Annotated in this window: 8 protein-coding genes; 5 read left to right on the plus strand and 3 right to left on the minus strand. The window is 73.1% G+C overall.

Annotated features, from left to right (window positions below; genetic code table 11):
• Nucleotide 1 precedes the first annotated feature (1 nt).
• Nucleotides 2-5,530 (minus strand): type I polyketide synthase, encoded by a 5,529-nt coding sequence (locus tag OHA68_RS44795; protein ID WP_327105676.1) that lies wholly within the window; start codon nt 5,528-5,530, stop codon nt 2-4.
• Complete coding sequence (locus OHA68_RS44800; RefSeq protein WP_327105677.1) at nt 5,520-14,627, minus strand: type I polyketide synthase; 9,108 nt, start codon at nt 14,625-14,627, stop codon at nt 5,520-5,522. Before OHA68_RS44800 ends, OHA68_RS44795 begins: the two co-directional genes overlap by 11 nt.
• Before the next feature lie 277 nt (nt 14,628-14,904).
• Here OHA68_RS44800 and OHA68_RS44805 point away from each other — a divergent pair, with 277 nt between their 5' ends.
• A complete protein-coding gene (locus OHA68_RS44805; protein ID WP_327105678.1) occupies nt 14,905-16,278 on the plus strand; it encodes a condensation domain-containing protein in 1,374 nt (457 codons plus the stop codon).
• Between the two features lie 26 nt (nt 16,279-16,304).
• Nucleotides 16,305-17,816, plus strand: a complete 1,512-nt coding sequence (locus OHA68_RS44810) for an amino acid adenylation domain-containing protein (protein ID WP_327105679.1) — start codon at nt 16,305-16,307, stop codon at nt 17,814-17,816.
• A 4-nt stretch (nt 17,817-17,820) separates the two neighbouring features.
• On the opposite strand, the gene OHA68_RS44815 is transcribed toward OHA68_RS44810, so the two are convergent.
• The gene (locus OHA68_RS44815) at nt 17,821-18,024 is read right to left on the minus strand and encodes a phosphopantetheine-binding protein (protein ID WP_225278228.1); all 204 of its coding nucleotides are present in this window, start codon (nt 18,022-18,024) and stop codon (nt 17,821-17,823) included.
• A 305-nt stretch (nt 18,025-18,329) separates the two neighbouring features.
• On the opposite strand from OHA68_RS44815, the gene OHA68_RS44820 reads away from it, so the two are divergent.
• The 3 genes from OHA68_RS44820 to OHA68_RS44830 are packed head-to-tail and all read left to right on the plus strand — an operon-like array spanning nt 18,330 to nt 22,152.
• Entirely contained in the window at nt 18,330-20,000 is a 1,671-nt protein-coding gene (locus OHA68_RS44820) for a condensation domain-containing protein (protein WP_327105680.1), read from the plus strand.
• Between the two features lie 5 nt (nt 20,001-20,005).
• Entirely contained in the window at nt 20,006-20,929 is a 924-nt protein-coding gene (locus OHA68_RS44825) for an LPD16 domain-containing protein (protein WP_327105681.1), read from the plus strand.
• A gap of 5 nt (nt 20,930-20,934) precedes the next feature.
• Nucleotides 20,935-22,152, plus strand: a complete 1,218-nt coding sequence (locus tag OHA68_RS44830; RefSeq protein ID WP_327105682.1) for a cysteine desulfurase family protein — start codon at nt 20,935-20,937, stop codon at nt 22,150-22,152.
• The last annotated feature ends 18 nt before the right edge of the window (nt 22,153-22,170 follow it).

The raw sequence follows: 22,170 nt of genomic DNA on the forward strand, positions 1-22,170 counted from the left end.
GTCACAGGTCGTTGTCGATGAGGGCGAAGATCTCCTCGTCGGAGGCTGAGTCGATCTTGTTCACCATCGTGTCGGGTTGGCCTTCCGGCTCCCCGCTGAAGCGGGCCAGGCCGCTCCGCAGCACGGCGACGAGCTTGCCGCGGATGATCTCGCCGTCGTCCTTGGCGGTGGTGAGCATCGACCCCACGTGCTCCAGGGCGCCGCGCAGCATGTCCTCGGGTGAGGGCTGGGCCGGGGCCAGCGAGTCGAGCAGGTGCTGGGCCAGCTCCCGTACGGTCGGATGGTCGAAGACGAGGGTCGCGGGCAGGCGCAGTCCGGTGTCGGCGTTGAGCCGGTTGCGCAGCTCGACGGCGGTGAGAGAGTCGAAGCCGAGCTGGTTGAAGGCACGATCGACGCTGATCTTGTCCGCGCTGCCGTGTGCGAGGACGGCGGCGACCTGGTTGCGGACCGAGTCGGTCAGCAACCGCAGCGCCTCCTCCTTGCTCAGCTCGGCGAGTCTGGCCACCAGGCCCGCTGCGGCTCCCTTTCCTTGGGTACGGCGCGGCAGGCGTACCAGCCCGCGCAGCACCCCCGGCAGGTCACCACCTTCGGCCCTTGCCCGCAGCCCGGCCGTGTCCCAGCGCGCCCCCACCACGACCGGCTCCACCTCACCGGCCAGAGCCGTGTCGAACAGAGCGAGCCCTTCCTGCTCGCCCAGCGGAGCGACCCCCGCGCGAGCCAACCGGGCGACGTCCAGACCGCCGGTCATGCCGGACTCGACATCCCACAGCCCCCACGCCACCGACACCGCCGGCAACCCGGCCTCCCGCCGGTGAACGGCCAGCCCGTCGAGGAAGGCGTTCGCCGCCGCGTAGTTGCCCTGCCCCGCGTTGCCCACGACCCCGGCCAGCGAGGAGAACAACACGAAGAACCGCAGCGCCATCCCGCTGGTCAACTCATGCAGGAACCAAGCCGCATCCGCCTTCGGCCCCAACACCACATCCACCCGCTCGGGGGTCAGACTCCCCACCACACCGTCGTCCAGAACCCCAGCCGCATGTACGACCCCCGCCAACGGCCCCACCGACTCGACCAGAGCCGCCAGCGCCCGCTGGTCCGACACATCACACGCCAGCACCCGAACCCGAGCCCCAGCCCTCTCCAAGTCGCCGACCAGATCCGCAGCCGCCACCCCCCGACGCGACACCAGCACCAGATCCCGAACCCCATGCCGCTCCACCAACCGCCGCGCCACCAACGCCCCCAACCCCCCTGTCCCGCCGGTCACCAACACCGCCCCATCCCCACCTGGAACGGAAGGGAGAACAGAGACGGGGACATCGGGTGAAGCGGAGGTCCGAAGGCCGACCGGGGCGGAGGCACCGGGCGAGACGGAGGTCCGAAGGCCGACCGGGGCAGGGACACCAGGCGAGACGGAGGTCAGAAGGCCGATCGGGGCGGAGGCACCGGGCGAGACGGAGGTCTCAAGGCCGATCGGGGCAGGGACACCGGGCGGGGTGGAGGTCTGGAGGGCGGTCGGGGTGGGGAGTGGTCGGCGGGCCAGACGGGGGGCCAGCACTCGGCCGTCTACGACGCGGACCTGTGATTCGCCCGAGGCGAGCACCGTCGCCCAGTCGGTGAAACCCTCCGGCACCTCGGCCAGGACGAAACGACCCGGCTGTTCACTCTGCGCCGACCGCACCAACCCCCACACCGCCGCACCCGCCAGGTCCCCCGGCCGGGTCGCGAACACCAACCGCGACCCCGCCAACCCCTCGTCCTGCACCGCCGCCAACACCCGCGACGTCAACTCACGCACCGCAGCCGGCACACCCACCAGCTCACTCACACACCACACCACCACCGGATCACCCGAACCCGAACCCGAACCGGAGCCCGAGCCGGCAGGCGCATCCGCCCACTCCACCCCGTAGAGCGGCAGACTCGCCGTACCGGTGGCCAAGGCCGGGACCGGGCGTACGCGCAGGGAGGCCAGGGAGAAGACCGGACGCCCTGAGGGGCCGGCCGCGTCGATGGCGCAGCCGTCGGCGCCGGTCCTGGTCAGGCGGACCCGGAGCGCACCGGCCTCGGCCTCGTACAGGCGCAGGCCGCGCAGCTCGAAGGGCAGGCGCAGCCCGTCGGCCGGGTCGGCGACGAGCAGCGGGTGGAACACGGCGTCGAACAGCGCGGGGTGGACGCCGAAACCGGTGACGTCCAGACCGTCAGGCGCGACCACTTCGGCGAACAACTCCTCACCACGCCGCCACAACGCCCGAAGCCCCTGAAACGCCGGACCGTAGGAATACCCCGACTCCGCCAACCGCTCATAACCCCCCTCCAACTCCACCACCACCGCATCCACCGGCGGCCACACCCCAGCCCACTCCCACACACCACCACCAGCGGCCGAATCGCCCAGTACGCCCGAGGCGTGCCGGGTCCAGCCGGCCTCGTGGTCGCCGTCCGGCCGCGAGTGCACCCGTACGGGCCGCGCCCCGGAGGCGTCAGGGGGATCCACGATGACCTGGACCGTGACCCCGCCCTGCCGTGGCAGCACCAGCGGCGCCTCGAACATCAGCTCCTCGACGAGGCCGAGCCCGGTCCGCGCGGCGGCCTCCAGGACCAGATCGGCCAGGACCGCGCCGGGCAGCACCACGGCCCCGGCGACGACGTGCTCGGCGAGCCACGGCGTGTCCGTGACCGACAGGCGGCCGGTGAGCATGGTGGGCCCGTCCTCGGCGAGCTCGACCTCGGCGCCCAGCAGGGGGTGGGCGACCTCGCGCAGGCCCACGGCGGGCAGGTCCGCGACGCGGGCGGGCGGGCCGAGCCAGTACCGCTCGCGTTCGAAGGCGTAGGTCGGCAGGTCCACCCGGTTCCCCCGCGGGAGCAGCGCCGGCCAGTCGACGGGGGCGCCGGCCACCCAGGCGGCGGCGAGGCAGGCGGCCAGCGCGTCGGGTTCGGCACGGTCTCGGCGGTGCAGGGAGAGGATCGTGGCGTCCTCGCCGGTGACGCAGTCGGGCGCCATACCGGCGAGCACGGCCTTCGGCCCGACCTCCAGGTAGAGGTTCACGCCCTGCTCCTCCAGCCGGGCGATCATCGGCTGGAACATGACGGGCAGCCTGATCTGCCGCAGCCAGTACTCAAGGTCGGTCCACGGGGTGTCGAGGACGCCGGTGAGGCCGGTGACGCTCGCGATTCGGGGCCGGGTGAACGTCACCGACTCCAGCTCGGCGGCGAACCCGGCGATCATGGGCTCCATCAGCGGGGAGTGGAAGGCGTGGCTGACGGTCAGCCGCCGGGTGCGCCGGCCGCGCTCGCGCCACTGTTCGGCGACCGCGAGGCAGGTCTTCTCGTCGCCGGAGATCACCACGCCGGCCGGTCCGTTCACGGCGGCGATGCCGGCCTTGTCCTCCAGCCCGGCCAGGGTGGGCCGGAGCTCTTCCGGCGTCGCGGCCACCGCGATCATGGCGCCGGGTGCGCGCAGCTCCTGCATGAGCCGGCCTCGGGCGGCGATCAGGCGGGCGGCGTCCGGCAGCGACCAGACACCGGCGACGTGCGCGGCGGCGAACTCGCCGACCGAGTGCCCGGCGACGTACGCGGGCGCGACCCCGAGCGCGTCCAGCAGCCGGAAGGCGGCCACCTCGAAGGCGAACAGGGCCGGCTGGGTGTACGCGGTCTCGTCGAGCAGCGCCGCTTCCGGCGTGCCGGGCGCGGCCCACATCACCTCGCGCAGTGGCCTGTCGAGATGTACGTCGAGCGCCGCGCACGCTTCGTCGAGGGCGGCGGCGAACACCGGCGAGGCGGCGGCCAGCTCCCGGCCCATGCCGGGCCGCTGCCCGCCCTGTCCGGTGAACAGGAAGGCGGTACGGCTGCGTTCGGCCGCCACTCCTTCGACCACCTCGCCTGCGGGCCGCCCGCCGAGGCCGGCGAGCAGGGCTTCGCGGTCGCGGCCGAGCACGACCAGGCGGTGCGGGTGCACGGACCGGGTGGCGACCAGGGAGTGGGCCACGTCGGCCGGGTGCGGCTCCGGCCACGCGGTGACGTGCGCGTGCAGCCGCTCGGCCTGAGCGCGCAGCGCCTGCGCGGTGTGGCCACTCACGGCCCAGGCGAGCGGGCCGGTGACGACCTGTTCGGCAGGGGCTGACTCAGGTGCGGGCTCGGGGACGTACTCCTCGATGATGGCGTGCGCGTTCGTACCGCTGATGCCGAAGGAGGAGACGGCGGCGCGGCGGGGGCGCTCGCCGGGCGGCCAGTCGCGCGGGTCGGTGAGCAGCCGGACGCTCCCCGCGGACCAGTCGACGTGCGGGGTCGGCTCCTTGACATGCAGCGTCGGCGGGAGCGTACGGTGCTCCAGCGCCTTGACCATCTTGATCACACCGGCCACTCCGGCGGCCGCCTGGGTGTGGCCGATGTTCGACTTCAGGGAGCCGAGCCAGATCGGGCTGTCCTCGGAGCGGGCCCGGCCGTAGGTGGACAGGAGCGCCTGGGCCTCGATGGGGTCGCCGAGTCTGGTGCCGGTGCCGTGTGCCTCCACCACGTCCACGTCGCTCGCGTTCAGCGTCGCGTCGTCGAGGGCCTGCTGGATCACTCGCTCCTGGGCCGGGCCGCTCGGGGCGGTCATCCCGTTGCTGGCCCCGTCCTGGTTGACCGCGGAGCCGCGGATCACCGCCAGGATGCGGCGGCCGTTACGCCGCGCGTCGGACAGCCTTTCCAGGGCGAGGACACCGACGCCTTCGGACCACGCGGCCCCGTCGGCGGTGGAGGAGAACGCCTTGCAGCGGCCGTCGGGAGCCAGCGCGCGCTGGCGCGAGAACTCCACGTAGGCGTCGGGCGAGGCCAGCACGGTGACGCCGCCCGCGAGCGCGATGGCGCATTCGTCCTGGCGCAGCGCGCGCACGGCCAGGTGCAGCGCGACCAGGGAGGAGGAACAGGCGGTGTCCACGGTGAGCGAGGGGCCTTCGAGCCCGAGGGTGTAGGAGACCCGGCCGGACAGCACGCTGGGGGTGCTGCCGGACAGGAGCACGCCCTCGACCTCCGGCGGGACCGCGCCGTGCACGAACCGTGAGGAGTAGTCGTTGAACATGTTGCCGGCGTAGACGCCGGTGCGGCTGCCGCGCAGCGTCACCGGATCGATCCCGGCCCGCTCCAACGCCTCCCAGCACGACTCCAGAAACAACCGATGCTGCGGATCCGTCGCCAGCGCACTACGCGGACTCATCCCGAAGAACGCAGCATCGAACTCCCCCGCCTCATGAACGAACCCACCATGACGCGTATACGACTTCCCCACAGCCTCCGGATCCGGATCGAACAACCCCTCCAGATCCCACCCACGATCAACCGGAAACTCCCCGATGGCATCCCCACCCGACACCACCAGATCCCACAACTCCTCCGGACTCCCCACCCCACCCGGATACCGGCACGCCATACCGACGATCGCGATCGGCTCATGCCTACGCCCCTGATCCTCGGACAACCGCTGACGAGCCTCCGCCAGCTCCACCATGACCTTCTTCAGATACGCCCGTAACTTGTCTTCATTCGCCATGGTCCGGCCTTTCCTGCGGTGCCCTCAGGGGAGACGTCATCGCCCGGTTGTCGATCAGGGCGAAGATCTCCTCGTCGGAGGCTGAAACGATCTCCTCGGCCGCGCCGTTGGATCCGTTCTGCGCGGCCGTGCTGACAGGGGAGGTGCCGATCCTGGTGAGCGCGCTCCGCAGGATGGCGACGAGCCGGCCGCGTACGGCGTCCGCTTCGCCGTTGGCGGCCCGCATCATGGACTCGGCCTGGTCCACCGCCGTCCGGAGGGCGTCCTCGGCGGAGGGCGTCTCGGGGGCGTGCGTGCGGAGCAGGTATTCGGCCAGGGAGCGGATCGTGGGATGGTCGAAGATCAACGTGGACGGCAGCCGCAGCCCGGTGCCCGTGGTGAGCCGGTTGCGCAGCTCCACGGCGGTCAGCGAGTCGAAGCCGAGATCGTTGAAGGCCAGGTCCGGGGCGACCTGGTCGGGGTCGCCGTGCGCGAGGACGGCGGCGACGTGCGAGCGGACCAGCTCGGTCAGGTGGGTCAGCGCGCCGGCCTCACCGAGCGCGGCGAGGCGCTCGGTCAGCCCCGCCGGTCCCGCCGGTCCCGCCGGTCCGGCCACGGCGCGGACGACCGGGCCGGTGGTACGGCGCGGCAGGCGTACCAGCCCGCGCAGCACCCCCGGCAGATCGCCCCCCTCGGCCCGTGCCCGCAGCCCGGCCACGTCCCACCGGGCTACCACCACGACCGGCTCGGCGTCGCCGTCCAGCACGCCGTCGAACAGCGCCAGCCCTTCTTCGACCTGCAGCGGTCCGATCCCGGCACGAGCCAACCGGGTCACATCCAGACCACCGGTCATCCCGGACTCGACATCCCACAGCCCCCACGCCACCGACACCGCCGGCAGCCCCGCAGCCCGCCGATGAACGGCCAAACCGTCCAGGAAAGCGTTCGCGGCGGCATAGTTCCCCTGCCCCGCATTACCCACGACCCCGGCCAGCGAGGAGAACAACACGAAGAACCGCAGCGGCATCCCGCTGGTCAACTCGTGCAGGAACCAGGCCGCATCGGCCTTCGGCCCCAACACCACATCCACCCGCTCAGGAGTCAGGCTCCCCACCACACCGTCATCGAGAACCCCAGCCGCATGTACGACCCCCGCCAGCGACCCCACCGAACCCACGGCCTCCGCCAGCGCGTCCCGATCCGACACATCACACGCCAGCACCCGAACCCGAGCCCCAGCCCTCTTCAAGTCGCCGACCAGATCCGCAGCCGCCAACCCCCGACGCGACACCAGCACCAGATCCCGAACCCCATGCCGCTCCACCAACCGCCGCGCCACCAACGCCCCCAACCCCCCTGTCCCGCCGGTCACCAACACCGCCCCATCCCAACCTGGAACGGAAGGGAGAACAGAGGTGGAGACATCGGGTGAAGCGGAGATACGGGAAGACGCCGGGACAGAACTGAAGGCGGAGGTCTCAGCGGAAGCCGAGGAGGGAGCTGGAGCAGGGATCGAAGCGGAGGACTGAGCGGACGTTGAGGCAGGAGCAGGGGCAGAGATCGAAGCGGAGGGCTGAACGGACATTGAGGCAGGAGCAGGGGCAGGGATCGAAGCGGGGGGCTGAGCGGACGTTGAGGGTGAGGCGGTGAGTGGGCGGCGTACCAGGCGGGGGACGAGCACGGTGGTGTCCCGGGCGGACAGTTCCGGCTCGCCGGACGCGATGGCCCTGGCCAGCAGGCCCCAGCCGGAGAAGCCCGCGGCCACCTCGGCCAGCACGAACCGCCCCGGCTGCTCGCTCTGCGCCGACCGCACCAGCCCGCGCACCGCCGCGACCGCCGGCTCGCCGGCCCGGGTCAGGCAGACCAGCCGCGACCCGGCGAACCGCTCGTCACCGAGCCAGCCCTGCACCAAGTCGAGCGCCTGCCCCACCGCGTCGTGCGCGGAGTACGGCAGGTCGTCGGGGTCGGCGTGGCAAGGAGCCAGGACCACGTCAGGAACGCGGTCCACGGTCATCTCGGCCAGCGAGGCAAGGTCGTAGTAGCGCGGCGGATCGATCCCGGCCGCCGCCAACTCGGCACCGAACTCGTCGGTCAGCTCATCGGCGCCGACCAGCGCCCACCGAAGCCCCGCCAGGTCCGCCACCGCCCCGGCAACCGAGTCAGCCGGTCCCCCGGCGACCGGGTCTGCCAGTGCCCCGGTGACCGGGTTTGCCGGGGCACTGGTGACCGGGTTTGCCGGGGCACCGGTGACCGGGTTTGCCGGGGCACCGGTGACCGGGGCACCGGTGAACTCGGTCCACTCGATGGTGTGGGCGAGGGAGTCGGCGGGGCCGGCGGCGGCGTCCCTGGACATCCGGCGGAGCACCAGCGTCTCCACGCCCGCGATCCACTGGCCGGCCCCGTCGAACACGGTCAGCGACACCCGATCGTCACCCAGCCATTCGAGCCTGACCCGCAACGTCTGCGCCCCGACCGCGACCACCCGTACCCCGCTCCACGAGAACGGCAGCAGCAGGCCGGCGTCGTCCGCCGACTCCAGCACCACCAGGTGCAGCGCCGCGTCCAGCAGCGCGGGGTGCAGCGTGAAGCGGCCGGCGTCACCACGCACCGATTCGGGCAGGGCGACCTCGGCGTACGCCGCGTCGTCCGCCCGCCAGGCGGCCCGCAGCCCCTGGAACGCCGGCCCGTACGCGTAACCGCGCTCGGCGAGACGGCCGTACAGGTCGCCCAGGTCCACCGGGTCGGCGGCGGGCGGCCAGCTGATCGGGGAAGCCGGGGCGGTGCCGGGGTCGGCGGTGAGCAGGCCGGTCGCGTGGCGGGTCCAGCCCGCCTCGGTGTCACCGGCCGGACGGCCGTGCACGGTCACGGCCCGGCGCCCCTGCTGGTCCGGCCCGCCCACCGCGATCTGCAGTTGTACGGTCCCCGCCGCGGGCAGGAACAGCGGGGCTTCCAGCGTCAGGTCCTCGACCTCGGCGCACCCGGTCGCGGTCGCCGCTTCCAGCGCCAGCTCGACGAAGGCCGTGCCCGGCAGCAGCACCGTACCGTCCACCGCGTGGTCGGCCAGCCACGGCGAGCCGGCCTGCGACAGCTGCCCGGCCAGCAGGAACCCGTCCTCGGCCGCGAGCGGGACGCTCGCCCCGAGCAGCGGATGACGCGAGGGCGCGAGCCCGCCACCGGCCGCGGCCGATTCCGCGTCGAGCCAGTGCCGCAAGCCCTTGAAGGCGTAGGTCGGGAGCGCGTCGTCGTGGTTCGCCGCCGCCCCGAGCACCGCCGCCCACGTCACGTCCACCCCGAGCACCCAAGCCTGGGCGGCGGCCTTGAACAGACGAACAGCCCCGCCGTCACCACGCCGCAACGTCCCGGCCGCCCCGCCAGACGCGCCCACAGCAGCCAGCGTGTCCTCAACGTGCCCGGTGAGCACCGGATGCGGACTGACCTCAAGGAACACCGGAACCCCAGAACCGTCCCCCGCCCGCCGCACCACCGTGACGCCAGAACCGTCCTCCGGCCGCTCCGCGACGCCGGAAGCGGCAAGCGACTCCACCGCCTGCCGGAACAGCACCGGCTGCCGCAGGCCGGTGAACCAGTAGTCGCCGGTCAGCCTGGTGACGTCGATCGGGCCGCCCGCCAGGGACGAGCAGAACGTGACCTCCGCCGCGTGCGGCTGGAGCCCGTCGAGCGCCTCCTGCAGTTCCTCGCGCAGGGCGTCGATGTGCGGGGTGTGCGCGGCGTAGCCGATCGCGACCCGCCGGACCCGTACCGTGTCACCGCAGGCGGCGGCGAACTCGTCCAGCGCGTCGGCGTCGCCCGCCACGACCGAGCTGGCCGGTCCGCTGTGGATCGCGAGCCAGAGCCTGCCGGCCCACGGCTCCAGCATCCGCGCGGCCTGCTCGGTGTCGACGGGCAGGGCGAGCATGCCGCCCCGGTCGCCGAGCCGCATCAGCGCCCGGCTGCGCAGCACGACCACCCGAGCGGCTTCGTCCAGCGGCAGCGCGCCGGCGACGCACGCGGCGGTGATCTCGCCCTGGGAGTGGCCGAGCACAGCGGAGGGGTGCACGCCGAGCGAGCGCCAGACCTCCGCGAGGGAGACCATGACCGCGAACAGCACCGGCTGGATCACGTCCGATCCCTCTAGCGCGGGCGCGCCGTCCACGCGGCGCAGCACGTCCACCACCGACCAGCCGGTGTGGCGGGCCAGGGCGCGGTCACAGCGCTCCAGCTGCTCGCGGAAGGCGGCGTTGGAGCCGAGCAGGTCCACCGCCATGCCGTCCCACTGCGAGCCCTGCCCGGGGAAGACGAACACCGGCCGGGCCTCGGCGTATGCGACCCCCGTCGCGACCGCCGCATGCGGCGCGCCCTCGGCCAGCGCCGCCAGCCCCGCCAGCAGCTCGTCCCGATCCTGAGCCACGACCACCGCACGATGCTCGAACCTCGCCCGCCGCGCCAGCACCCGGCCCGCACCGGCCAGCTCCTCAGCCGCGACATCCTCGGCGTAGGCGAGCAGCCGCGCCGCCTGCGCGCGCAGCGCGTCACCGGACTTCGCCGACACCGGCCACACCAGCGGCTCCCCGGCGGCCTGCGCCACCGGCTCCGGTTCGGGCGTGCCTTCCACGATGACGTGCGCGTTCGTACCACTGACCCCGAAACTCGACACGCCGGCCCGCAGCGGCCGATCGCCGGGCAACTCGACGGCCTCGGTCAGCAGGCGCACTCCGCTGGACTCCCAGTCGACGTGCGGCGTCGGCTCCTTGACGTGCAGGGTCGGCGGGAGCGTCCGGTGCTCCAGCGCCTTGACCATCTTGATCACACCGGCCACCCCGGCAGCCGCTTGGGTGTGGCCGATGTTCGACTTCAGCGAGCCCAGCCAGACCGGGCTGTCCTCGGAACGGGCCCGGCCGTAGGTCGCCAGCAGCGCTTGCGCCTCGATCGGGTCGCCCAGCGTGGTCCCGGTGCCGTGCGCCTCCACCACGTCCACGTCGCCCGCGTCCAGCATCGCGTCGGCCAGCGCCTGCTGGATGACGCGTTCCTGGGCGGGGCCGCTGGGGGCGGTGAGGCCGTTGCTGGCGCCGTCCTGGTTGACCGCGCCGCCACGGATCACCGCGCGTACGGGATGGCCCAGCCGGCGCGCGTCGGAGAGCCGCTCCAGCAGGAGCACTCCAGCGCCCTCGGCCCATCCCGTGCCGTCGGCCTCGGCGGAGAACGCCTTGCAGCGCCCGTCGGCGGCCAGTCCGCCCTGCCTGCTGAACTCCACGAACATCCCCGGGCTGGACATCACCGTCGCGCCGCCCGCGAGCGCCATCGCGCACTCGCCGCGCCGCAGCGCCTGGACCGCCAGGACGATGGAGACCAGCGAGGACGAACAGGCCGTGTCGGTGGTGATCGCCGGACCGCACAGACCCAGCGTGTACGCGATCCGGCCGGAGACGACGCTGAGCGCGGTGCCGGTCAGCAGGTGGCCGTCGGCGACTCCCCCGGTGCGGTACAGCGGCGGCCCGTAGTCGGGGGCCATCGCGCCCATGAACACGCCGGTGGCCGAGCCGCGCAGGTCGGCGGGGTCGATCCCGGCCCGCTCGATGCTCTCCCAGCAGATCTCCAGCAGCAGCCGCTGCTGCGGGTCCATGGCCGCCGCCTCGCGCGGGCTGATCCCGAAGAAGGCCGCGTCGAACCGGTCGGCGTCGTGCAGGAATCCGCCGTACCTGGTGTCGCTGGTGCCTGAGCGGTCCGGGCCGGTGGCGAAGAGGGCGTCGACGTCCCAGCCACGGTTCGCGGGGAACTCGCCGATCGCGTCCGCGCCGGTGCTGGCCAGCCGCCACAGGTCCGCCGGCGAGGTCACACCGCCGGGGTAGCGGCACCCCATCCCGACCACCACGATCGGGTCGTCCGCCGCCTGCCGCCCGGTCGTCCGGGCCTGCCCGGCCGGCCGATCCGGCGTCGTGGCGGTGAGCAGGGCGTGCAGGTGGCCGGCGAGCCGGGCCGGCGTCGGGTGATCGAACAGCAGACCGGTCGGCAGCTTCAGCCCGGTCGCCGTACGGAGCCGGTCGCGCAACTCGACCGACGCCGCCGAGTCAAAGCCAAGATCCTTGAACGTACGGGAGACCTCCACCGCACCGGCGTCCTCGTGCCCGAGCAACTTGGCCGCGGCCCCCCGTACCAGAACCCGCACCTCATCCAGCTCCCACACGGGCCGCCCCGCACCACCGTGGCTTCCGCCATCGGCGGAGGCATAGGAGGCATCGGTGGAGGCATCGGCGCGGGGTTCCCGCTCGGAGGTTGCCGGGGAGCGCTGCGCGGAGCCAGCCGGGGAAGATCGCTCGGCAGCGGCCTGGGGACGCTCGGGAGCCTCTGTCGAGTGCCGCTCCGAGGCCTCTGTCGCGTGCCGCGTGGGGGTCGCGGTCGTTCCTGCCGGTGGGTACGGGCGTCGCTGGAAGGGGTATGTGGGCAGGTCCACCAAGTGGGCACGCGGCGTCTCGTGGACGGCCGGCCACTCGACCGGGGCGCCCGCGGCGTACGCCTGGGCGAGTGAGCGCTGGACGCGGTCCGGCCCGCCCTGGCCACGGCGCAGCGTGCCGATCACCGCCACCTCGCGCCCGGCGTCCTCCGCCGTCTCCTCCACGGCCGTGGCCAGCACCGGGTGCGGGCTGCACTCCACGAACAGCTCGCAGCTCTCCTCGGTCGCCACCCGTACGGCCTGGGCGAAGCGGACCGGGTGGCGCAGGCTGCGGTACCAGTAGCCGGCGTCGAGCCCGGCGGTGTCCATCAGCTCGCCGGTGAGGGTGGAGACGAACGCGGTCGTGACGCTCACCGGCCGGATCGGGGCCAGCGCGGCGAGCACGTCGTCGCGTACCTGCTCGACCTCGGCGGTGTGGGAGGCGTAGTCGACCGGGATGAGCTTGGTGCGGTGCTCGGGCAGCCGGTCTGCCAGCTCGGTGAGCAGCTCGCGGGATCCGGCGACGACCAGCGAGCGCGGCCCGTTGAAGGCCGCCACGGAGAGCCCCGCCTGGGCGCCGATGGCCCGCTCGACCACGTCGAGGGGGGCCGCGATCGACATCATGCCGCCCCGGCCCGCGATGCCGGTGATGGCACGGCTGCGCAGGGCCACGACCCGGGCCGCGTCGGGCAGGGTGAGGGCGCCGATGACGGTGGCGGCGGCGATCTCGCCCTGGGAGTGGCCGACGACCACGTCAGGTTCGACGCCGTGGGCGCGCCACACCTCGGCCAGGGCGACCATGACCGCCCACAGGGCGGGCTGGACCACGTCCACCCGATCCAGGCCGGGGGCGCCGGGCCGCTCGTTCAGCACGTCTACGAGGGAGTAGCCGGTGTGCGGCGCGAGGGCGTCCGCGCACTCGGCGACGCGCGCGGCGAAGACCGGCGACGCGGCCAGCAGCTCGCGGGCCATCCCGGGCCACTGCGATCCCTGCCCGGGGAAGACGAACACCCGCCGCCCGCCGGTCGCGGCGCCGAGCAGGACGTCGTCGTGCGGCCTGCCACCGGCCAGCGCCCGCAGCCCGGCCACCCTGGTCTCCCGCTCCGCGCCCAACACCACCGCACGGTGCTCGAAGACCGCCCGGCTCCGCACCAGACCGGCCGCGATCCCCGCGAGATCGGCCCCCGGCTCCGCCGCCACCGCGACGAGCCGCCCCGCCATCTCCCGCAACGCCTCCGGACTCCGCGCCGACACCACCCAAGGCAACCCGGCACCGACACCCCCAGCCCCACCGGGCCGCACGGCCGACGGCGTCGGCGTGGGCGACGGCGTGGACGTGGGGGTGGGCGACTGGATGCGCGACGGTGTCACCGGCTGTGCGGGCGGCTGGACGAGGGATGGGGTGGGTGGGGGTTCGGCGAGGAGAAGGTGGCAGTTGGTGCCGCCCATGCCGAAGGCGCTGACGCCTGCCACCAGAGGGCGATCACCACCAGGCCAGGGAGCGGTCTCGCGGACGACGCGCAGGCGCAGGTCCGGCAGCGGGATCTCCGGCGGCGGCGACTCGAAGTGCAGGCTGGCGGGCAGCTCGCGATGCTTGATGGCGAGCACCACCTTCAGCAGCCCGGCGATGCCCGCGGCGCCTTCCAGATGCCCGATGTTGGTCTTGACCGAGCCGACCGGCAGCGGCTCGCTCTCCGGCCGGAAGGAGCCGTACGCCGCGCCGAGCGCCGCGGCCTCCACCGGGTCGCCGACCTTGGTGCCGGTGCCGTGCAGCTCGACGTAGCCGACGTCGCCCGGGGCCACGCCGGCGCGGGCGCAGGCCAGCCGGATGGCCTCCTCCTGCGCCCGCCGGCTGGGCACGGTGAGCCCGTCGCCGCCGCCGTCGTTGTTGACCGCCCCGCCGAGGATCACGGCGTGCACGGCGTCGCCCGCGGCCACCGCGTCCGCGAGCCGCTTCAGCACGACCAGCCCGCCGCCTTCGCCGCGGACGTACCCGTTGGCGCGGCTGTCGAAGACGTGGCAGCGGCCGTCCGGCGACAGCGCGCCGAAACTGCCGATGGCGTCGGTGGTCGCCCCGCTCAGGTTGAGGTTGACGCCGCCGGCCAGCGCCAGCGCGGTCTCGCCGCCGCGCAGGCTCTCGCAGGCCAGCTGCACCGCGACCAGCGAGGAGGACTGGCCGGCGTCGAGGGTCAGGCTGGGGCCGCGCAGGCCGAGGAAGTAGGAGATCCGGTTGGCGATCATGGCGCGGTTCGCCCCGGTGTACGCGTGCCTGCCCGGCTCGGCGCCGGCCCCGGCCAGCAACGCGGCGTGGTCGTTCGAGATGGCGCCCAGGAACACGCCGCCCACGCTGCCGCGCAGCCCGGTGGGCGCGGTACGGGCGTTCTCCAGGGCCTCCCAGGCGAGTTCGAGGACCAGGCGCTGGTGCGGGTCCATCGCCGCCGCCTCGTTCGGCGAGATGCCGAAGAAGGCCGCGTCGAAGCCGTCGACGTCGGAGAGGAAGCCGCCGCGGCGGTAGTCCGCCGCCTCCGGCCACCGGCCCTCGGGCGCCTCGGTGACCGCGTCCACGCCCTCGCGGAGCAGCCGCCACAGAGCTCCGGGGTCGGCGGCCCCCGGCAGACGGCAGGCCATGCCGACGACGGCGATCGCGTCCGGACCGCCGGTGACCACCGGCCGCATCGACTCGTCAACCATCAATTCGCCACCCCAAGCCTCTGGCATCTTGACGCCGCCGCTTTGTCTGGATGAACTGCTCGACAGCCCGCCGATTCGGCGTTATTGCTTTGCCGGCACCCGGGCCATTGCTTAGTTATTGCGACTTTAGGGGCGACGCCGGTTCGGGCCCATGGTCCGCTGCTGGCACGTTGTTACCGCCATTACTTGCCAGCGCGCGAAGAGGCGACGGCCTTGACCCGTGTACGTCCCGTCCGCGATGAATAACGGGCGGAGAAAGCCGGCTCGAGGAGATCACATGACGGTCGAGGCACATTTGAGTCACGGCCAGCTCTTCAGCTGGCGGGAGATCGAGCGTTATCCGCGCGGATGGGGCCACGAGGCGAACCTCCCGGCGACGTGGGACCTGCGCGGCCTGACCCCGGCCCAGGTGGACCAGGCGCTCGGACGGCTCGTCGACCGGCACGAGACGCTGCGCACCACCTACGAGGTACGCGACGGGCTGCCGGTCCAGCGGGTGCACGCGAGCGTGCCGCTGCCGGTCGAGCGGGTGGACCGCCTGGTCACCGACCCCACGGAGCACGAGCGGGTCAAGATGGAGCGGGTGGCGATCCCGTTCCCGATGACCGGCGACCTCAACTGGCGGGCCCTGATAGTCAGCTCCGAGGGCGCGCCGATGTACCTGAGCCTGACCTTCTCGCACCTGATCGTGGACGTGTGGTCGATCCACCATCTGCAGGACCAGTTCAAGGCGCTGGTGGCCGGGCGCCCGGCGGCCGAGGTCGAGCTCGGCTCCACCCCGCGCGAGCTGGCACGGCGGCAGGCAGAGGCGTCCTGGCAGCCCGTGCAGGCCGCGTCCGAGCGCTACTGGCGCGGCGTGTTCGCCGACGGCCTGATGGACCGGTTGCCGACGCTGCCGGCGCGGGTGGAGCGCGAACGGCTGGAACTGACGCTCACCTCGCGCCGCCTGGGCGGGCTGGCCGCGCAGGCCGGCCGGACGCACGGCGTCACCCCACCGGCCGTGATCATGGCTTTCAGCGCCGCCGGGCTGGCCCGCCACCTGGACACCGACCGGGTCACGATGAGCCTGATGTCCTCCAACCGGTTCGCCCAGGAGGACCAGCACAACATCGGCACGATGAACCAGCTCATCCCCTTCGTCACCGCCGTGGACCGTGGCGCCACGCTCGGCGAGCACATCAAGCGCCTGCACTGGGCCGCCGCCAAGGCCTACCGCTACTCCTGCTACGACTTCGACCGGGTCACGGCCATGGCCGTGGCGGCCGGGGAGGATCCCGGGCACGACTGCTGGGTCAACCACCTGTTCCGGGCCTGGTTCAACTACGTCCAGGTGGACCGCCGCCCGGCCGACCCCGCCGACCGGAGCCCGGCGACGCTCGCCTGGACGCCGCTGGCGCAGAGCTACGGGCAGGCGTTCCGGGTCCGCGTCGAGGTGGGGGACGGGGAGACCCGCGTGCTGATGCTGGCCGACCCCGAGGTGCTGCCCGCCGAGGCGATGACCGACATCATGCGCACGCTGGCACTCGGCGTCCAGCTCGCGGTGACCGATCCCGGCCGCAGCCTGAAGGACCTGTGGAACGGCCACGGCGGCGACCTCCCCCCAGCCCTGTTCCCCCGCGACCTCCCCGCCCGCCCGGCCTCCACCACCTGACAGCGCGACCGACGATGGGAGAGACCGTGGCACGCACCCTGTACCAGTGGTTCGCCGACTCCGCGGCACGTCACGGCGAGCGGATCGCGCTGGAGGCGGGCGGCACGAGCCTCACCTACGCCGAGCTCGACACGCTGTCCGCGCGGCTGGCGGCGGAGCTGGTCCGCGTCTGTGGCGGCCCTCCGGCCAGGGCCGGCCTGTACGCGGCGCGTACCCCCTTCGCGTTCGCCGGTTACCTGGCGATCCAGCGGCTCGGCGCGACCGCGGTGCCGCTGAATCCCGCCGTGCCCGAGGCGCGCAACCTGACGGTGGCCGCCAGAGCGGGGCTGGACGTGGTGCTCGCCGACGCCGGCCTGAGCCCGCCGCCGGCGTTTCCCGCCCCCGTGCTGGCGTCGAGCCTGGCCGACCCGCCCGCGCCGGGACCGCTCCCCGCCGGTGAGCCGGACCCGGACGGCCTGGCGTACGTGCTGTTCACCTCGGGCTCGACCGGCACGCCCAAGGGTGTGCCGGTGCGCCACCGCAGCGTGGACGCGTACCTCACGCACATCGTCCCGCGCTACGAGTTGGCGCCCGGCTGCCGCGTCTCCCAGACCTTCGACCTGACCTTCGACCTGTCCGTCTTCGACATGTTCGCCGCCTGGGGCGGGGGCGCGACGCTGGTCGTCCCCGGCCGGTACGACCTGCTCAAGCCGGTGGCGTTCGTGAACCGCGAGCGGCTCACCCACTGGTTCTCGGTGCCCTCGGTGGTGTCGCTGGCCATGCGGCTGCGCCGCCTGACGCCGGGGGCCATGCCGTCGCTGCGCTGGAGCCTGTTCTGCGGGGAGCCGCTGTCGCTGCGGCAGGCCGGCGCGTGGCAGGCGGCGGCGCCGGGCAGCGTGCTGGAGAACCTGTACGGCCCGACCGAGCTGACCATCAGCTGCACCCAGTACCGGCTGCCCGCCGATCCGGCCGCCTGGCCCGGCACGGCCAACGGCACCGTGCCCATCGGCCTGCCGTACCCGGGGGTCGAGCACGTGGTGCTCGACGGCGACGGGCGGCCCACCGACGAGGGCGAGCTGTGCCTGCGCGGGGTGCAGCGCTTTCCCGGCTACGCCGACCCGGCCGACGACGCCGGTCGGTTCGTCTCCTTCGACGGTGTACGCGCCCGCGACGGCGAGGCCGTGACCGAGGAGTCGTGGTACCGGACCGGTGACCGGGTCGCCTGGCGGGACGGCCTGCTGGTGCATCTCGGCCGGCTGGACCAGCAGGTGAAGATCTCCGGCCACCGGGTGGAGCTGGGCGAGATCGAGGCGACCCTGCGCGGGCTGCCGGGCGTGCACGAGGCCGTCGTGCTCGCGCTGCCGGGCCCGGACGGGGAGCCGTCGCTGGAGGCGGCCTGCACCGGCCACGGGCTGAACGGCGTGACCCTGGCCAAGGCGGTCGCCGAGGTGCTGCCGGGCTACATGGTGCCGCGCACGGTGACGGTGCTGGAGGCGCTGCCCCTCAACGCGAACGGCAAGGTGGACCGGCGCGCCGTCGCAGGCGCCCTGCGAGGCTGACCGATCACCTGTGGGGCACCAGCGGTGCCACCGCCTCCCACAGGGAGCCCACCGTGGCGAACGTCGCCTCGTCCAGGATCTCGTCAGGCACCTGCACCCCGTAGGCGTCCTCGATGTCCACCAGCAGCCGCACCACGCCCATGGAGTCCAGGCCGAGGCCGGCCAGCTCGTCGAACGCGGCCAGCATCCCAGAATCGGCGAAGGGCAAATGCGGTCGCAGAATATTCTGGAATTCCTGAGGTATTTCGAACATCGTCACTTGGCACCTCATAGGAGAGCGTACTCCCACGATTTTCGCGGCCGTCCGCGACACCGGTCAAGGCGGCGGACCGGCACCCCACTGGCAGGAAATAGCGGCCTGTTCCGGCCAGCGGGAACAGCTTGTCATACGCGTACGGAAAGCCAATGCTCAATATTGTCGACCTGTCCTCACATACGCGGCGGTGGAGGCCCCAATTGTCCGCTGTGAAGTCCGCGAACCTCTGCTGGGGGCATCGCTACATGTGGCTGAGAATGCATCAGCTGCCGCCCGAGCACCAGCACGAGTCGCACATCCTGCTGCGCTTCCAGATCCCGCCGAGCCTCACCCTCGCCAACATCCGGGCGATGCTGCTCTCCTTGACCCGCCGGCACGAGGCGTTGCGGACCACCTTCGACGTCGACGGCGGCCCACGGCAGCGGGTGCACGCGCCCGGCCCGTGGCCGATCGTCCAGGCGAGCGTGGAGCGGGACGGGACGCCCCGGCCCGCGGACGTGATCGAGGAGCTGACCTCCCGGCCGTTCGACCTGGCCGCCGAGTGGCCGATCCGCGCCTGCGTCATCACCCGGGACGGCGCGCCGCAGCAGGTGGTCATCGTCTTCAGCCATCTGGCCGTCGACATGTGGACGCTGGAGAAGGTCGAGCAGGAGCTGTGGGCGCAGGCCCAGGGTCTCATCTCACGCCGCCCCGCGTCGCTTCCCCCGGTACGGCAGCAGCCCACGGACCTGGCGCGCTGGGAGTCGTCGGCCGACGCCGCCGTGCCGGCCTCGCGCGCCATGGCGTACTGGGAGGAGCAGATCTCCCGCCTGCCCGCCGACCCGTTCACCGCCCGCCGGCGGGCGGCCCCGCCCGAGGAGGCGCGGCACGCGACGCTGACCTCACCCGGGCTGCTGGAGGCGGGCCGGCGGATCGCCACCCGGCACAAGGTGTGGCCGTCGGCGGTCCACGTGGCCGCGCACACCGCCCTGATGGCCGCCTACACCGGGCAGGCCGCGCTCGGCCAGCTCGCGTTCTCGGGCAACCGTGCGGCGCACCCCTACCCCGACGTGCTCACCTGCATGTTCTCTCCCATGCTGGTGGGGATCGACTGCTCGGACGACCCGCCGTTCAGCGAGCTGCTGCGGCGGGTGACGAGCGGCTCCGAGCAGGCCGCCCAGCACGCGTACGTGCCCTACGACGAGGTGGTGGAGCTGGTGTCCCGGGAGGGTTCCCGGCGCGGCGAGCCCGTACGGCTCGGCTCGGAGGTCAACTTCCTCAACCAGCGGACCCTGACCTACCGGGGCAGGCGCACCACGTTCACCTGGAACCGGCCGCCGACGGCGTGGACGCACCACGGCGGCGACACCTACCTGCGGATCGACGAGTGGCGGGACGCGGTCGTGCTGGCGCTCCAGGCGTCGTCCTCGGTCATGGACGCCGGGGCGGTGGAGGCGTTCCTGCGCGGCCACGAGGCCCTGGTGCTCGCCCACGACGACCCGGCGACCGACCTGCGCATCAGCCAGGTGGCCACCCTGGCGGGCTTCGACCCCGCCGCCGCCGTACCCACCACTGGTTCCACCACAGCGCCCGCCGCCGTACCCACAGCTGGTCCCACCACCGCGCCCGCCGTCACACCCTCCACGATGCCCGCCGTCATCCCCGAGGCGGACGAGGACGCCGTGCGGGTGCTGGCGCGGGCGGTGTGCCGGGTGCACGGCCTCGCCCGCCTCGACCCGTCGGACAGCTACGTCCTCGCCGGCGGCCGCATCCTGCGCGCCCCGGAGGTGCTGGCCGATCTCAGCGACCGAGGCTGGCAGGGCCTGACGCCCCGCCTGCTGGCCGCACCCACGCCGCTGAAAGTCCTGGCCGGCCTGCTGGCCCCGGCCCGCCCCGTCACCGGCACCGCCGAGCCCGACCGCACGACCAACCAGAAACTCGGAGTGTGAAGACCATGGGTAACGTTGTCAGCGACCGGGTGACCAAGGCACACCGGCTCGTGGCCTCGGAGCAGGAGCTCCGCGAGGTGATCGGCCGCGAGCTGCCCGACGCGGGCCTCGGCGAGCTGGTCATCATGGGTGGCCACTTCATGCTCTTCGAGGACGACGCCACGGGCCACCTGGTCCCCGGCATCATCGAGGAGCAGCGGGGCGACGTCATGCGCCGCCGCGTCGCCGGCCGGGTGGGCGTCTTCCCCGGCTACACCTGGCGCCTGTCGGCGGACCTGGCCCGCTCCTACACCGACGCGGGCACCGCGATCCGCCTCCTGCTGCTGGTCAACGACTGGCAGTACGTGCCCAAGACCGACCGGCCGGCCAGTGAGCTGCGCGCCGAGTTCTTCGCGGGGTTCACCGCGTTGCCGGACGACTACCTGAGCGCTCTGGCCGAGGCGGGCCTGTCCCCCGACGTCGTGCTGCCCAGCCGCAAGCACCCGCTCGCCTTCCCCGAGACCTGGCTGAAGTACCGCTTCCAGAAGGCGGCCGACAAGTTCGTCAAGCAGGGCCTGCTGGAGAAGCGTTTCCTCGACTCCGGCGAAGAGTCCGGCGAGGAGTCCGGCCGCGTGTCCGGCCGGGACACCGAGGTGGCCTTCCTCGACGCCGAAGGGAACTACCGCACGCTGATCAGCTGCGGGATCACCGGCTGCGCGGGCGAGATCACCGAGATGATCTCCGAGGTGCACCGGGCCGGTCACCGTTCGATCCTCATCTTCGCGCCGGGCGAGTGCCTGGTGCCGGTGCAGACCGGCGTGGAGATCGCCCTGAATCTGTACGATCTGCGCGGCATGCGGGTGGTCATCGCGGCGCCAGGCGGCAGCGGCGAGATGTCCGAGGACGAGATCTACGGCAACCTCGTCTCGGTCAGCACCTACAGGAGCTGACCACCATGAGAATCATCTACCTGGACAACTGCGCCACGACCCGCGTCGACGACGAGGTGGTCGACGCGATGCTGCCCTTCCTGCGCGAGGACTTCGGCAACCCGTCGTCCCCGCACCTGCTCGGCAAGCGCGCCCGCAGGGCGGTGGACGCCGCCACCGAGTCGGTGGCCCGGCTGATCGGCGCCGACCCCGAGAGCCTGGTGTTCACCTCCGGCGCGACCGAGAGCAACAACCTGGCGCTGCTGGGCATGTTCGGCCACGACGAGCGCTCCCCGGTCAACGCCGCCGTCTGTCCCACCGACCACAAGTCCTCGCTGTCGATCGGCCGTGCCCTGGCCGACCGAGGTCTGGACGTCGCGACGATGCGGGTGGGCCCGGACGGCCGGGTCGACCTCGGCCACCTGGCCGGCCTGCTGGACCCGTTCTCCCGGGTGGCCACCGCCGCCTGGGTGAACAGCGAGATCGGCACGGTCCAGCCCGTCGCGCGGATGGCCGCGCTCTGCCACGACGCCGGCGCCCTGCTGCACGTGGACGGCGCCCAGGCGGCGGGCCGGATCCCCATCGACGTGCGGGAGGCGGACGTCGACACGATGTCGGTCTCGGCGCACAAGGTGCACGGCCCCAAGGGCGTCGGCGCGCTGTACGTACGGCCGGAGATCCGGCACCGGCTGCGGCCGGTGCTGTTCGGGGGCGGGCAGTACGCGTTGCGCAGCGGGACGATCCCCACCCATCTGGTGGTCGGCATGGGCAAGGCGTGCGAGCTGGCGCTGGCCGGGCTGACGGCCGGGTGGCAGCGGGTGCGTGCGCTGCGCGCGACGGCGCTGGACCTGCTCGTGGCCGGTTTCCCCGGCGTCCGGGTGAACGGCGACCCGGACGGCGGCGTGCCGCACGTGCTGAACGTCGTGCTGCCGGGCGTGCGCGGCGAGAGCCTGGTGTCGAGCCTGCGCTCGGTGGCGCTGTCCACCGGGTCGGCGTGCAACTCCGGCTCCCAGGAGCCGTCCTACGTCCTGACCGCCATCGGGGTGCCCGCCGAGGACGCCAACAGTTCCGTACGGATCTGCCTGGATCCCCGGATGTCCACCGAGGACCTGGTGCTGGGCGTCGAGCTGGTCCTGGAGCGGGCCCGCGCCCTGGCCGACGTGGCCGTGGCGATGCACGGCCACCGGGTGCCGGACGGCGTGCCACACGGCGTACCACACCGCGTGCCGGAGCCTCTTGTCTAGCGGGCGGCCGTCCCCGCG

This window comes from Nonomuraea glycinis, from assembly GCF_035920485.1.
Classification (GTDB): Bacteria; Actinomycetota; Actinomycetes; order Streptosporangiales; family Streptosporangiaceae; genus Nonomuraea; species Nonomuraea glycinis.